At 55.9% G+C, this 13,736-nt stretch carries 8 protein-coding genes; 3 read left to right on the top strand and 5 right to left on the bottom strand.

Annotated elements, in window-relative coordinates; all coding sequences use genetic code 11:
- Positions 1–470: 470 nt before the first annotated feature.
- Positions 471–2,438 (bottom strand): DNA primase, encoded by a 1,968-nt coding sequence (dnaG, locus tag VAE55_RS16700; protein WP_322816857.1) that lies wholly within the window; start codon positions 2,436–2,438, stop codon positions 471–473.
- 37 nt (positions 2,439–2,475) lie between these two features.
- Positions 2,476–3,546 (bottom strand): deoxyguanosinetriphosphate triphosphohydrolase, encoded by a 1,071-nt coding sequence (locus VAE55_RS16695; protein ID WP_322816856.1) that lies wholly within the window; start codon positions 3,544–3,546, stop codon positions 2,476–2,478.
- 366 nt (positions 3,547–3,912) lie between these two features.
- Between VAE55_RS16695 and VAE55_RS16690 the strand changes: the two genes are divergently transcribed.
- Together VAE55_RS16690 and VAE55_RS16685 are read left to right on the top strand one after the other, a co-directional pair.
- Positions 3,913–4,578: a VOC family protein gene (locus tag VAE55_RS16690; protein WP_322816855.1), complete on the top strand. Its 666-nt coding sequence runs from the start codon at positions 3,913–3,915 to the stop codon at positions 4,576–4,578.
- Positions 4,579–4,591: 13 nt separating this feature from the next.
- Positions 4,592–5,893: an adenylate/guanylate cyclase domain-containing protein gene (locus tag VAE55_RS16685; protein WP_322816854.1), complete on the top strand. Its 1,302-nt coding sequence runs from the start codon at positions 4,592–4,594 to the stop codon at positions 5,891–5,893.
- A 107-nt stretch (positions 5,894–6,000) separates the two neighbouring features.
- Here the strand turns inward: VAE55_RS16685 and VAE55_RS16680 are convergent, their stop codons facing one another.
- From VAE55_RS16680 to smc, 3 genes are all read right to left on the bottom strand, one after another.
- On the bottom strand, positions 6,001–8,028 hold the full coding sequence (locus VAE55_RS16680; RefSeq protein WP_322816853.1) for a PQQ-binding-like beta-propeller repeat protein: 2,028 nt from the start codon (positions 8,026–8,028) through the stop codon (positions 6,001–6,003).
- A 455-nt stretch (positions 8,029–8,483) separates the two neighbouring features.
- Positions 8,484–9,101, bottom strand: coding sequence for a hypothetical protein (locus tag VAE55_RS16675; protein WP_322816852.1), 618 nt, complete (start codon positions 9,099–9,101; stop codon positions 8,484–8,486).
- Positions 9,098–12,658 carry a chromosome segregation protein SMC gene (gene smc, locus VAE55_RS16670; RefSeq protein WP_322816851.1) on the bottom strand — a complete coding sequence of 1,187 codons (3,561 nt, stop codon included), beginning with the start codon at positions 12,656–12,658 and terminating at the stop codon, positions 9,098–9,100. The genes VAE55_RS16675 and smc overlap by 4 nt, the downstream gene beginning before the upstream one ends.
- A gap of 284 nt (positions 12,659–12,942) precedes the next feature.
- Between smc and recO the strand changes: the two genes are divergently transcribed.
- Complete coding sequence (recO, locus tag VAE55_RS16665; protein WP_322816850.1) at positions 12,943–13,698, top strand: DNA repair protein RecO; 756 nt, start codon at positions 12,943–12,945, stop codon at positions 13,696–13,698.
- The last annotated feature ends 38 nt before the right edge of the window (positions 13,699–13,736 follow it).

Genomic DNA, 13,736 nt, shown 5'->3' with positions numbered 1-13,736 from the left:
GGATCCTCCCTCCAGCAATGGTACCGGCACCATGCGCACCGGAGGCGCACCCCCAGCTCCCGGCTGGGGAGCACGCCCGTCATTACCCCCCGACCCGCTCCGGCACGCGGGCAATGCAGTATTCGCGTTATGGGTAATGCATAGCCCCATTGGGGGGAGGAGACAAGAGCATATCCCCGCTGGGGGGCGTGTCTCTCCTCTCGCCCGCGTGCGCTTTTTATTGCCAATAATCCTGAGGAAGTGTGACTGTCGTCCTGTCCCCGTGACTGGGGGGAACCGCTGTATCTCGCCTCTGATGGTGAGTACGGCTGGTGCGGCAGCCATGCTGCTGCACTCCAAACTACGCGATGCGGGCACCTCTGTCTGGAAATGGTATCCTCTCCGAAACGTGATCCCACTGCATGTGGAAAGGCCATCTTTATCTTTCCTATCTTCTCGCTCCTCTTTTCTCGCTCCTCTCTTCTCCCTCCTCACTGGCCGAGCAGATTGCGTAAATCGGGAAACGTACTCGATTGGCGTGGACGTGTGATCTGTTCGGCGTAGCGGCTCAGATCGCGAATGTGTTGCAAAACCTGTTGGATTTCTTCTTCATCAGTCAATTCATCCAGCCGTTCTTTGTAGCGACGGATGCGGGCCATAATTTGTGCCTTGCGGATTAGACGGGCACATTGTTCGGCTTCGTGCCGGAAACGCACATCGTCAGGGCGACGGTTCAGAACCTCGAGCATGGCTTTGGCCTCGCTGCTTAATGGTTCGCCGAGCGTATCTACCCAGAATTGCAAGCTCTCTGGGTCGGTTGGCCGCAACTCAAGCGGTGTGGCAAGATACGCCTGCCAGATCGCCTGATGCAGCGGCTCTTCAAGCAGGTCTTCCAAACCGGCCCCGAAGAGCGCACCGGCGTCGCGATGCTGTTTTTTGAGGTTCTCCAGCAGATTTTCGATGGCCAGATTTACCGAGGGATAGCGCAGGGCCAGGGTCAGCAAGTAGGCTTCAGTATGGCGACGGTGTTCATCGAGCGGTGTGGTGCTCACCGGAGATGTTGTCGGTAACGGTAGTGCTGATGGCCGTGATGCGCGGTTCCGCTCGCTCCGTCGTGTTGGTTGCAGACGTGCTCGAATGAGATCAACGATTAACTCGCTGCGGACACCGGTAAGCTGTTCAACCCGGGCAACGTAGACCCGCTGGGCAGCGCCGTCAAGCTCACTCAGGAGGGGAATGATCCGCTCAAGCGCCTGCCGTTGTTGGCTCGGATCGTGCATGTCGAGACCGGCGGTGTACGCCTCAAGGTAGAAATCCATCACCGGTGCGGCCTGATCGACCAGGGTTTGCCAGAGCTGAGGATCGGCAGCAATCACCTCGTCGGGATCACGTCCTGCCGGCAAGCGAATGATCCGGATAGTCACATCGTTCTCCAGGCGAACAATCCCCTGCGCCGTGGTTACCATGCGACCTTCGCCTTCCTCTTCGCTCGTCGTGCGGATGGTTTCCAGACCGCGGAGGGTGGCTTTCTGACCGGCAGCATCGGCGTCAAGCGCTAGGTAGACCTGATCGGTGAGCCGTTTAAGCTGGTTGATGTGGGCTTTGCTCAGGGCTGTTCCCAGGGGTGCCACCACATTACGAAAGCCGTGCTGATGGGCGGTAATCACATCAACATACCCCTCAACCACAATCGCCCGGTTGGCCGTCCGAATCGCGTCGCGGGCCAGGTCTAACCCATACAGTACCTCACTCTTCTTGAACAGCGGGGTTTCCGGAGTGTTGAGATATTTAGGTTGCGCATCACCCAGTGCTCGTCCGCCAAAACCAATCACCTCACCGCGCATATTACGGATCGGAAAGATAATCCGGTTGCGAAAGCGGTCGTATGGGCCGCGTTCACTGGGAATAACCAGCCCGGCAGTGATCAGGTCTTCGACACTGTAGCCCTTCTTCTCGTGCAGATAGGAAAAGAGATGACTCCAGTCATCGAGGCTATAGCCGATCTGAAAGGTATCAATTGCGTCCTGGTTAATCCCGCGTTTGGCGATGTAATCACGGCCGGGTGCACCACGACTGAGATTGAGCAGCACATAGTTAAAGTAGCGAGCGGCGATACCATTAATCTCAAGCAGCCATGCCCGCCGCGCATCTTCCTGGCGCTGGGCATCATTCTTCGGTTCAAGCCTGATCCCGGCCCTTGCAGCCAGCAGCTCCAGCGCCCCCTTGAAGTCCAACCCCTGCTTACGCATCACAAAATCGAAGGCGGTACCGGAGGCGTGGCACCCGAAGCAATAGAAACTCTGGGTATCGGGATACACATGAAAGGCCGGTGTGCGCGTATTGGGATGGAACGGACAAAAACCGACAAAGCTGCGCCCGCTGCGTCGCAGACCAACCCCCATCGAGTTTATCAGGTCAACGATGTCGATATTGGCTTTAATATCATCAATAACGCTCATAGCCTTCCTCAACCCAGCAGATTACTGCGTGGAGGTGTTACAGCACGTGCCACAGACGCGGGACGAAGATGCGGTTGAAGGTATCAAGCGCATAGCGATCAGTCATCCCGGCGATATAATCAACCACCGCTCGCTCTATTGGTTCACCGCGTTGCCCGACAATAGTGCGTAGCTCAGTAGGAATCTCCTCGGGATGACGGCTGAAATGCTGATAAAGTGTTTCGATGATAAAGTGCACCTTCTCATCTTCGGCTTTTGCTTCAGGACGAAGATAGACGTGCTGATACAGAAACTCGCGCAACGTATTGGTTGCAAGCAACATGGGCTGACTCATCGTTAGCACAGGCGGATCAGGTAGCGAACCCTCGCCGGTGGCCCACCAGTTATGATAGATTAAATCGCTGACCATAGTCGCAATCCGTTTACTATGGCTGTCGCCCAATACAGCCACACATTCCGCCGGCAGCTCGTCGTTGCGCAGCAAGCCGGCCCGGATCGCGTCATCAATATCGTGATTGATGTAGGCAACGCTATCACACAGCTTAATAATCTGGCCTTCGAGGGTACTGGCGGTGCCCCAGGCAGTTGCAGTAATATCGCGCCGGGCTTTGGAGTGGAAATGTATCCCCTCGCGCACAGCGAACGTCAAATTGAGGCCGGCGCCATTCTGTTCGAGCACTTCAACAATGCGACGTGATTGCTCGTTGTGACGAAAATGACCGGGACAAACGCGACTCAATGCCTTTTCACCGGCGTGACCAAATGGAGCGTGACCAATATCATGCCCCAGGCCGATGGCTTCCGTCAAATCTTCGTTCAGCCGTAACGCACGGGCGACTGTTCGTGCAATCTGCGTTACCTCCAGCGTATGGGTTAGCCGAGTGCGGTAATGATCGCCGAGTGGCGCGATAAAGACCTGGGTTTTATGCTTAAGACGCCGAAATGGCTTAGAATGCAAAATCCGATCACGGTCGCGTTGGTACGCCGTGCGGATGGGGCATGGCGGTTCGGGAACATCGCGCACGGCATCAGCACTTCTGGCGGCATATGGCGAGAGGGTTTGGGCTTCGAGCGTCTCACGTATTTCGCGTATCGACAGGTGAGACATAGGCTGGCTCCGTTCATAACCTGCCTGACTCAAGAACATGGATATGATTTCCTTTACTGTACCATACTGTTAGCAACAGGGATAGGTACAGTCTAGGACGAATAGTGAAGGAATCGACGACATCTGTGCTCAGGTGGTATTGTTGCTTCTCTTGACACCACGTTTTCCTTGATGATGATTCGTTAACAATCTGAGAAGGTGTTGGTAAACCGAGAATCTCAGTTGTATAGTAACGATATGTTATCATGTATCTCTACAAAAGATATGAGTTTGAGTCAGGAAGCTCGGTGAGTTAGAATAAAAGTTTCTGACTTATCGATCAGCATCCCTAAGTAACCGATGCGGATACGAAACGAGGAGACAACGATGAGTGAACAAGGATGGCGAGCGTTTCTCGCTGCGGAAGGTGTAGAAGATTGGGTTGTACTGCACGGAGGGGCAACAGCCGTATTTCGTGTTAGCTCCTTACGTGACTCTGCTCGTCTTGCTGAAGCAATTGTGCATATTCCCGAACTTGAGAATGCGGGTATATTAGTAACGATAGGTGATAATTTTCTGAGTGTGCGTTTGACACGTGATGTGTGGCAACTGGAACAACACCATATTGATTTGGCGCGAGCGATCTCGGCTGTTGCTCGTAAACACTACGCCCATCCGGATCGTTCGGCTGTGCAAGAGATACAAGTTGCGATTGCAGCTAAGAGACATGAGATAGATATTGACTTCTGGCGCGCCGTACTGGGCTATATGCCGATGGCTGAAGACAATGCGGTCGATCCACTTGGACATGGGTCAACCGTATGGATGCAAGAAATTGACGACTCAAAGACATTGCGTCATGCGATGCATATCGATGTATCGGTTGCCAGCGAAGAAGCGCTGGCACGATTGCAAGCAGCACTTGATGCAGGTGGTCGGATTGTTGATGATTCGCATGCACCGGCATATTGGACACTTGCCGATCGTGCAGGCAACCGTGTCTGTATTGTGGCGTGGCCGGATGGTGCCGACAAGGACGTATCAAACTTCTGACTGTGAGGTTTCCATGATCGAGCAACACTCATCTCTCTCACCGCTGGAAACAAGAATAGTTGGGACGTTTTCAAACCGTTTCAGGCGAGAATTGTTGGGGAATTCATTACATTTCCCTATTGCCAATCTGCTTTTTGAAGTTCTTTCCAAAGGCGGTAATTATCTTATCACTCCAGATATATATGTACTTATTCTAGGTGGTGTTGTACAGGCATATTTTTTAACTAAATGGCAGATGTCTTCACGTCCACGCCGTCTCTTAGGAAATTTAATTGGTCCTACTTTATACACTTGTACTGAGGTTGCCTTTGAAGGAATATATACGTTCTTTGCCGCACCTCATCATGTAGCTTATTGGATAGTTTCGTTCATAATTGGCACTGTACAATGTGTACGTCTCAAACTACCAATTCCCTTTACCGATGTTTTAATTGTGATTGAAAGTGTTGTGAGAACATCAATTCTTTTCGTCATGTACGCTATATTTGAGAGGTTTGCTAATCCAGCTCAAACTATAGATCTGGGCGCATTTTTTGCTGATCCAAGCCATGTTTTTATTGCCTGGACCATACTTCTTATTGGAATCGCTATCGGTTTTGCCAATGCAGGTTTAGAAAGCTATTTAAGCTTGTTGAAAACAACACTGGCACAGCTTCGTATCTACTCGGAATGGCTCTTAGGTCGTCGCTTACTTGAACAGAGCCTGAATGATTCCTCTGTTTTAACTGTGAAACGACAAGAACGCACAGTTTTGTTCATGGACATCCGAAACTTTACTCCGTGGAGCGAAGCACATTCTCCTGAAGATGTCATGCAGCTTCTTACTCAGTATTACCAGGCTGTTGAGAACGTGCTAGTCCACTCCCCGGTCATCAAGTTTAAAGTATCGGCTGATGAAGTAATGGCGATTTTTCCAACATCCACAGTTGCCGTTCAAGTTGCCGTCGCACTGCGCCGTTGCGTTCGCGAGGTTTTACATCGCTTCAATCTGGATGTCGGCATAGGCATACATAAAGGCGTTGTGGTGGAAGGTCTTGTAGGGGTAACAAGCGTGAAATTCTACGATGTGCTTGGTGATACGGTTAATACAGCCAAACGCATCGAAAGCTCAGCAAAAATGGGAGAAATTCTCATTTCCGAACATGTTAGAAGTGAGAGCGGACAGCTATTTTCAATTAGCTATCAGCGCCAAATCAGCGTTAAAGGAAAACAAAGCCCTGTGATTGTCTATTGCTTAGAAGAAACAGAGATTTCAGTGGTTCGTGATCGACCAACGTACCCGCAACAAGATCAATCGGTTGAGCATCACGTTTGATAATGCCCTACCTTGCATATTAGTTTTTGGTGATATTGGTTCTCCGCCCCTGATTGAGTATCCAGCTTTGTCGCTGCTTCAATCTCTGTAGTTATAGAAGTATGCACTCACTCCATATTTAATATCTGAATCTGGGTTGGTGTTGTGACAAAGATCGCCGGATCGCCCTGATACCAGGATATCTGTCCCACGATGGCAACCTGCTGACCGACATGGTACATCTGCTCCGGCGGCACGCTGAATTGTGACCAGTACGCCTTGCGGATGATGGCTTTGAAGGTTCCCTGGTGGGGATTGCTGAAGCCGAGTAGAACCTGCTTGCCGTTGTTGACAACATACTGAAGCGTACCGGTGACCGTGGCCGTATGTCCTGCCCATTCATGCGTGGCGGTATGTGGAATGACGATCGCTTCATGGGTCACAGGGATGGTTTGGGGGGCGTCGGCAACACTCGGCATTGGCGTATTGTTCCATCCACTCGTCGGATTCCCGGCGGTCAGCGCTATAATTGCTCCATCGGCGCTACGGAAATAGAGGTTTTCGTTACTGACAACCCAGGTCGCGTATTCACTCCAATACCTATCGTATACCGTACCCTGGTTGTAGTACATGTAAAAGCCGAAGTCGTAGAACCGGGTGTTGTAGAGACCACTGGCGCAATAGTGGGAAGCGCTGAAAGAGCATGTACTAGGGTTATCGTGCGAGGTGGCTACCGTGGGCAGGCGCTGGCTGGTAATCTTGTTGGTGAAACTACCGCGCACGTCCGAGCGATCCAGGATGCGCAGGGCAAAACCGGCCTCCCAGTGCCCACCGAAGAGCATATCTCCCGCCATCGAAACATTGGGCTGTTCGTCGGTGAGCAGGTACGGATTGGCCTCACCGGGCGGCCAGTCGAAGGCGATAAAGCGCACATCACCACCGGTAAGCCCACTCACGGTCGTGTTATCCAGCACCATCTCGCCGAAGTGGGAGTCCCAGCGGGCGTCGTGGGCATGACGGGCGCGAATGATGGTGTAGACGACCTCTTTGCCGTTGGGTAACCGCTTGACAACGGGTTGCGGCCCCATCGGCATATAATCATTGTCACCGTAGCCACCGTGACCAACATTAGCAATGAAAGGAACAGTTCCATCGTCCAGATCAAGCACGAAGAGCGCCTGATCACCCGGATTCTGGCTCAGCATCTGCCGCATGGCGCTATTGGTCTGCGGCCATTCGCGCCAGAGTGTGCCCCAGTCCAGTTGCACTTTCACCAGTACATACCCGGTGCCGTCGGCGATGACCGGCCAGCCGTACCGGTATCTAGTGGGGTCGGTAAAGGAACGACTCGCGTGTACAGGGCGCACACGCCATTGCCGTCCACCGTCGCTATTACGAATAGCATGTACATACAGGTCTGGCTCGGTAGCGACAATGACCAGGCCGCGTGAAGGGGAGTAGGCGGGAGGCACGGCCACGGGTGCACCGGCGTTGTACATCCAGATCTGCTGCATCGTCTGCTTGTTGATTGCGTAGACCGAATTACCCATCGCGAAGAGCACCCGATCAGGCAGAAGAGCCGGTGGCAGCGATAGATCGCTGCTCTGAGCGGTGGCAAATTGACTCAGTACCACGCCATCACTGGCGCGCAGTTTGTAGAGGGTGCCATTGGCCGAGACGACAAAGACTGATTGGGTGTTGTGATCGTAAGCCACCGTTGAGTTAATCGTACCAATGCCGCTGCGCTGCCAGAGTTGCTGCCCACTGCTTTCACTGAGGGCAAAGACGCCATCAGCGCCGGCAGCGATGTAGACCCGCCCACCGCCAGTCACCGGCTGCACGTTGCGCGGCAGCGATCCGGTGCTGGTTACTTTGCGCACGCGACCACTGGCATCGACGCCATTCCAGATCCAGCGCAACCGCCAGGGTGGTGGTACAACCTGTGCCGTATAGCTGGTATGCTGGGCATCGTGGGCGTGCTGGTTCCACTCGCTGGAAGAGCCGCCGGTAGAACCCGGATGCATCACTAGTGGTACGTGTACTATTGTTAGCGCCGTTGAACTCTGGGCACTGAGGTACGGGAGGTGTGCAGTTATTGTTCCACTTAGCGTCACCAGGGAGATGATCAGGATGAGGGCACGAGCTGTGATGTTCATAGCGGTGTTTCTAATCCTTTGTGGGTAAAGGTCTGAACATCGAGATTGCAATTGTCATCGTGCAGGCACTGGCCGTTGCAATGGTGTCGGCGCAGGCAATGTGATCGTATCGCTGTTAGTTCCATATACCCCCTCCACCCCGGGTGGAGTTGCAATGGTGTCGGCGCAGGCAATGTGATCGTATCATTGCAGGAAGAGGGGGGAAATAGGAAAAAAGGGCTAAGTGCGGTGTAGGAGTAGGGGGGTGGTGTGGTTGATCGGGAGTGGTTTAGGAAGACAATGCGGTTATCTCTTTCATACCGTGTAGAGAACACTTTGCTCGATGGTTTCTCTTGTGTGCTCAATTGTGAATGTGTCGGATGGTGTTGAGATTGATGAGGAAATTCCTCGTACTGCGCCTCAAGTATGGATTGCCAGGTTCTGCTTTCAGTCTGCCTTCCTTAGTCAATCCTTCGTTATCCCCGCTCTCGTTCGCGTTGTGCTCGCAGCTCCGTCGAGGAAATATCCCGGCGGAAGAGGTCTTCGGGGATGGGGGTGAAGAGCTGTTCGTAGCCTGCCGGTAGTTGCAGATCGGCGAGGGTGTAGAAGCGCCCGTTGATCTGCCGTCCGGCGACGAAGAAGCGGCATCCGGCTGCGGCCAGTTCGGCGAAGGCGGCGAACAACATGGCCGCTTCGTCGCCGTAGTAGCGAGGGGTTACAAGGCGCAGGGCGGTGTCGTAGCCGAGGACGAATGCCCGACCGGGGTAAAGGCGGGCTTTCTGGACGAAGAGGGGGGCGGCGGCGAGGATGACGTGGTGGCGGTGCTGGAATTGGGCCACCCGACGTTCAATCTCTTCAAGCGCGAGTTCGCCTTTGTCGGCGTTTCGGACTGTTAGCTCGAAGTGGACTGGTTTTCCGGTCATGATGACTACGGCCCGTTGCATGCCGAGATGACCGGCGTGCAATGGGTTGAAGCTGCCGGGCAGGATGGCCCCCGGCGGCGGATCGTCGATCCGCCGCTCACCAGTGGGGGTGATGGTGATTGATCCGACTCGACCACTTAGAATGTCGCTTAATTCGGCGGCATTGATCATGGCGCTGTTCCCACGTATTCGGCGACACGCAGCGAGACAACCCGTGATGCTCCGTCGTCACCCATGCTTACGCCGTACAGAGTGTCGGCCACTTCTATCGTACCACGGTTGTGGGTGATGACAATGAATTGGGTGCGGTCGGTGAGGCGCTGGAGCATGGTGCGGAATCGCCCGATGTTGCTCTCGTCGAGGGCGGCGTCGGTTTCGTCGAGAATGCAGAAGGGGCTGGGATTGACTTTCAGGATGGCGAAGAGGAGCGCAACTGCCGTGAGTGTGCGCTCGCCGCCGGAGAGGAGGGCAATGTTTTGTGGCCGCTTGCCCGGTGGACGGGCAATGATCTCTACGCCTGGTGCAGTGCGCTTGCCGTTGTTCTCGTCACTATCAGTGCTTTCGACGAGTTCGAGGCGGGCACTGCCACCGCCGAAGAGTTCCTGGAATACGGCACTGAATTCGCCGGCCACTGCATTGAAGGTGTGCTCGAAGCGGCTGTGCATTACTTCGTCGAGTTCGGCAATGAGCTGGTGCAGGGTGGCACTGGCAGCCCGTAGATCGGCAGCCTGGTTGGTCAGGAAGGCATGGCGGTTGGCCGCTTCTTCATACTCTTCCAGTGCGAGGGGATTGACGACACCAAGGCGCAGGATGCGTGCCCGTAACGCTTCGATGGCTGCCGGTAGTTCGGATAGCGGTGGCCCTTCCTCAGCCGGCGGTGGGGCCGTCAGGTCAACTCCATCGGCAGCGGCGCGCTCGAAGAGCGTTTCGAGCCGGTCGCTGGCGCGTTGCGCTTCGCGCACGAGCCGGCTGTGTTCGGCTTCCGCCGCCAGCAGGTCGTTGGTCGCCTGAACCTCGGCTGCTTCCAGTTGAGACAGTTCAGCTTCCGCAGCGCCGATCTCTGCTTCCAGCGGTTCGATGTGACTCCGCAGGGTTTGCAGGTCGCTCAAGAGCTGTTGCTGGCGGGTGATCATGGTCGCGTAACCGGCTTCACGCTCGATCCGTTCACTGCGGAGTGCGTTTAGGGTCGCCTCAAGGTCGTGAGCCTGGCGCGTGAGATCGGCCAGGGTGCGTTCGTGGCCGGCAAGCAATTCGGCGAGCATGCGCTGCCGGCTTTCGCCGGCGGTCAGCGTGGCCCGTAAATTGGCCAGCCGCTCTTGTCCCGCCCGATCAGACTGGGCCTGCTGTTCTTGCTTCTCACGCAATGCTGCCAGTTCGGCTTCGGCAACTGACCGCTCGTGGCGTAAGGCGATTTGTTGGTCATGCAGAGATGTGAGTTGTGCAGTCAGCGACTTCAGTTCCTGTTGCAGACGTTCTTGTTGGGTCACCAGCCATTGCTGCTCTTGCTCGCTCTGGCGGGCACGATGTTGCGCCTGCTCCAGCGCATTGCGGGCGGCATCGCGGCGCCGTTGGGCTTCACGTTCGGCCTGTTCGGCGTGACGGAGGCGGGTGATGGTTGCCTGCAACTCTTGATCAAGCGCCTGTCGCCGTTCGTCAATGGCGGCCAGGGCTGATCGGGCGGCGGCAACCTGTTCCGGTAGTTCGCGCAGTTCACGTTCGCGGCGCAGGGCACCGCTCTCTTTGGTTGGTGCACCGCCGGTGACTGCACCGCCGCTCTGTACCTGGTCGCCGGTCAGGGTGACAATCGTCCAGCCAGGGGGGAGGTTGCGCACTTCGGCGCGTGCCGTTGCCAGGTCGGCGACAACGAGGGTGCGACCGAGGAGTTGATCGACGACGATGGCGTAATCGGGATCACAGGTAACCAGTTCTGAGGCCACGCCAATGACCTGGGACGAGAAGGCAGGCCGACGGCTGTGATCCGGACGGCGCAGGGTGTCGAGCGGGAGAAAGGTAGCCCGGCCTACGCCGGTGCGGCGGAGCTCGGCGATGGCATCTTCGGCGTCGCGCCACTGCTCAACCACGATGTGTTGCAGACGCGCACCCAGCGCCACTTCGATGGCCGTCTCCAGTTCGGGCGGTACCCGGATCAGTTGCTGTACCAGGGTAAACCGGCGACCGTGACGTTCAGCCCATTCAAGTGCGGTACGCACGCTGGCAAATGTTCCGGCGTGGGAACGAGCCAGACGGGTTAGTGCTTCCAGGCGGGCCTCGCGTTCGGCCAGCGTATGGCGACAGCCGGCCCGCTCTTCATCGAGTGCTGCACGCGCTTGACGTAACTGTTCGACGGCCTGCCTGGTGCTTTGGACGACTGCACTGCTTTCCTGGTATTCCTGCGCGGCAGCGGTTAAAGCCATCTGCGCATTGGCAGCCTCGGCCTGGGCGGTAGTGGCATTGATAGTTGCCTGCTGTAACGTCGCTGCAAGTCGCTCAATTTCACCATGTAACCGTTCATGCTGGGCCGTCAGTTGATCAATCTGACTGAGCACACGCGCCTCTGCGTGCGTCGCCTGTAAAGTGCGTTCCTGGGCCGCCGTGAGGGCTGCGGCGAGACTCGCTCGTGTCTGGGCATCTGCCTGTTGTTCGCGTTTGACCATGGCAAGCTGCTGCCGGATGGTCATCAGTTCCTGATCGACCTGGGCCAGTTGAGCAGCAATCCGATCACGCTCATCGGTCATCGCCTGGCGGCGGTCGCTCAGCATGGCCAGTTGCCGTTCGACCTCTTCACTGCGCCGGATGGTCGCTGCCAGCCGTTCCTGTGCGATTGCCAGATCGCGCTGGATCGCTTCTGCCTGCTGATGCAGGAGCGCCGCCTGATGATGCAATTCGCCGAGCGCTTCACGCCGTTCGCGCAGGGCCGCCCGGTGTACCTGAACAGCAGTCATTGCGCTGGTATACACGGCACGTCGACAGGCCAGTTCGTCTTCAGCCTGTTGGGCTTGCAGCCGGGCCCGCTGTTCCTGAACCTGTGCTTCGCGCCACCCAGCGTGATGCCAGTGTGCCAGCAGTGTGTGGAGCTCTGCCTGCCATTCGCGGTACTGGCGGGCCTGACCGGCCTGGCGGCGCAAACTGCGTAACCGGGGTTCGAGATCGGCCAGTAAGTCGGCGACACGTTGCAAATTGGTCTCGCTTTCGCGCAGACGACGAATGGCTTCGGCTTTGCGCAACTCGAATCCGCCGATTTCGGCTGCATCTTCAAACAAACGGCGGCGTTCAGAGGGGCGCAAGGTGAGGGCGGCATCAACCAAGCCCTGATTGATAATCGTGTAGGAACCGCCGAGTGGTTCGACGGCAGCCAACAGATCACGCAGTCGGACACGGGCGCGGTTGATGAAATACTCATTCTCGCCTGTGCGCGTCACGCGCCGGGTAATTGTCACTTCGTCGAAATCGAGGGGCAAGAGGCGGTCGCTATTATCAATCGTCAGCGCCACCTCGGCCAGTCCCGCCGGCGGACGCTTGCCACCACCGGCAAACAGCAGCTCGCCGGCCTGTTTGCAGCGGAGCGCGGCCATGCTCTGCTCGCCGAGCACCCAGCGCACTGCATCGGCCAGGTTTGATTTGCCACTCCCGTTCGGCCCAACCACAGCCGTAATCCCGGGCTGAAACTCAAAGACGGTACGGGTCGCGAATGTCTTGAAACCTTGAATTTCCAGTCGTTTGAGATACATCGATCCTTCGTTGTCTGATACTTACACACCGACGAACTATTGTACTTCAGACCGACGAAGCGGTAAAGTGAAATATCGCTTGATCGGCCTTCTCTGAGCGGCTATAATACAGCGTGCAAGGATATGGCATTCATTGTGCATGCCTGATTAACGACAGCACGGTAATTGTTTTGCGGGTCAGACTGACAAGTCAACGAGGGTCACCGACGGGGACTTGCATCAACCACACCCGCGCGAGGCGCATCGCCGGTACAGCCCGACGGCGCGTAATGGCGACAGGTTCCATGCGAGAGCGAGTGTATCGCAGCGAGGCGGTTATTCTTCGTCGCACCGATTTTGCCGAAGCCGATCGTCTGCTCCTGATTGCTACGCCAACCGGTAAGCGATGGGTTATCGCCAAAGGTGTGCGCAAGATGAAGAGTCGGCTGGCCGGCCACATCGAACTCTTCACCCACGCGCAGATGATGTTTGCCGTGGGGCGTAATCTTGATATTGTTACCCAGAGTCAGATTGTGCATGCCTTTCCGGTCTTGCGTACCGATCTGACACGGTTGGGCTGTGGGTATTACGTGGCCGAGTTATACGACCGTCTGGCTGCTGAGTCGGAAGAAAACCCGCTCCTGTTTCAGCTTTTGGTCGAGACGCTACAAGCGCTGGATGGCAGCGCCAATCCTGAACTGACGTTACGGAGTTTTGAATTACACCTGCTCCACATCCTCGGCTATCGTCCGCAATTGCACTATTGCGTGGTTTGCAACGAGTTGTTGACGCCGGCTGCCGACCGGTATAGCCCGACGCTCGGTGGTGTGCTCTGCCTCCGTGATCGCACTGCCGATCCAGCCGCTCTCTCAATGAACGAGCCGACCTTTCGCCTGCTGCGCTATCTGCAAGCGCAACCTGTAACGGCTGCTGAAACACTCCGTATTTCACCAGCGACTCGTCGGGAAGCTGCCACGATTTTGCGGGCCAGCTTACGCCTGCTGCTCGAACGTGATCTTAAATCAGCCGGGTTTCTCGATCATCTGTTATCATCACAGTAGTACTGGTATGGTTACGACACTGCCGACATCAAAGGAGG

Origin of the sequence: Chloroflexus sp. (assembly GCF_034432675.1) — a bacterium.
In the GTDB taxonomy this organism is placed as follows: domain Bacteria; phylum Chloroflexota; class Chloroflexia; order Chloroflexales; family Chloroflexaceae; genus Chloroflexus.
This window is presented reverse-complemented; position numbering and strand designations above follow the sequence as displayed.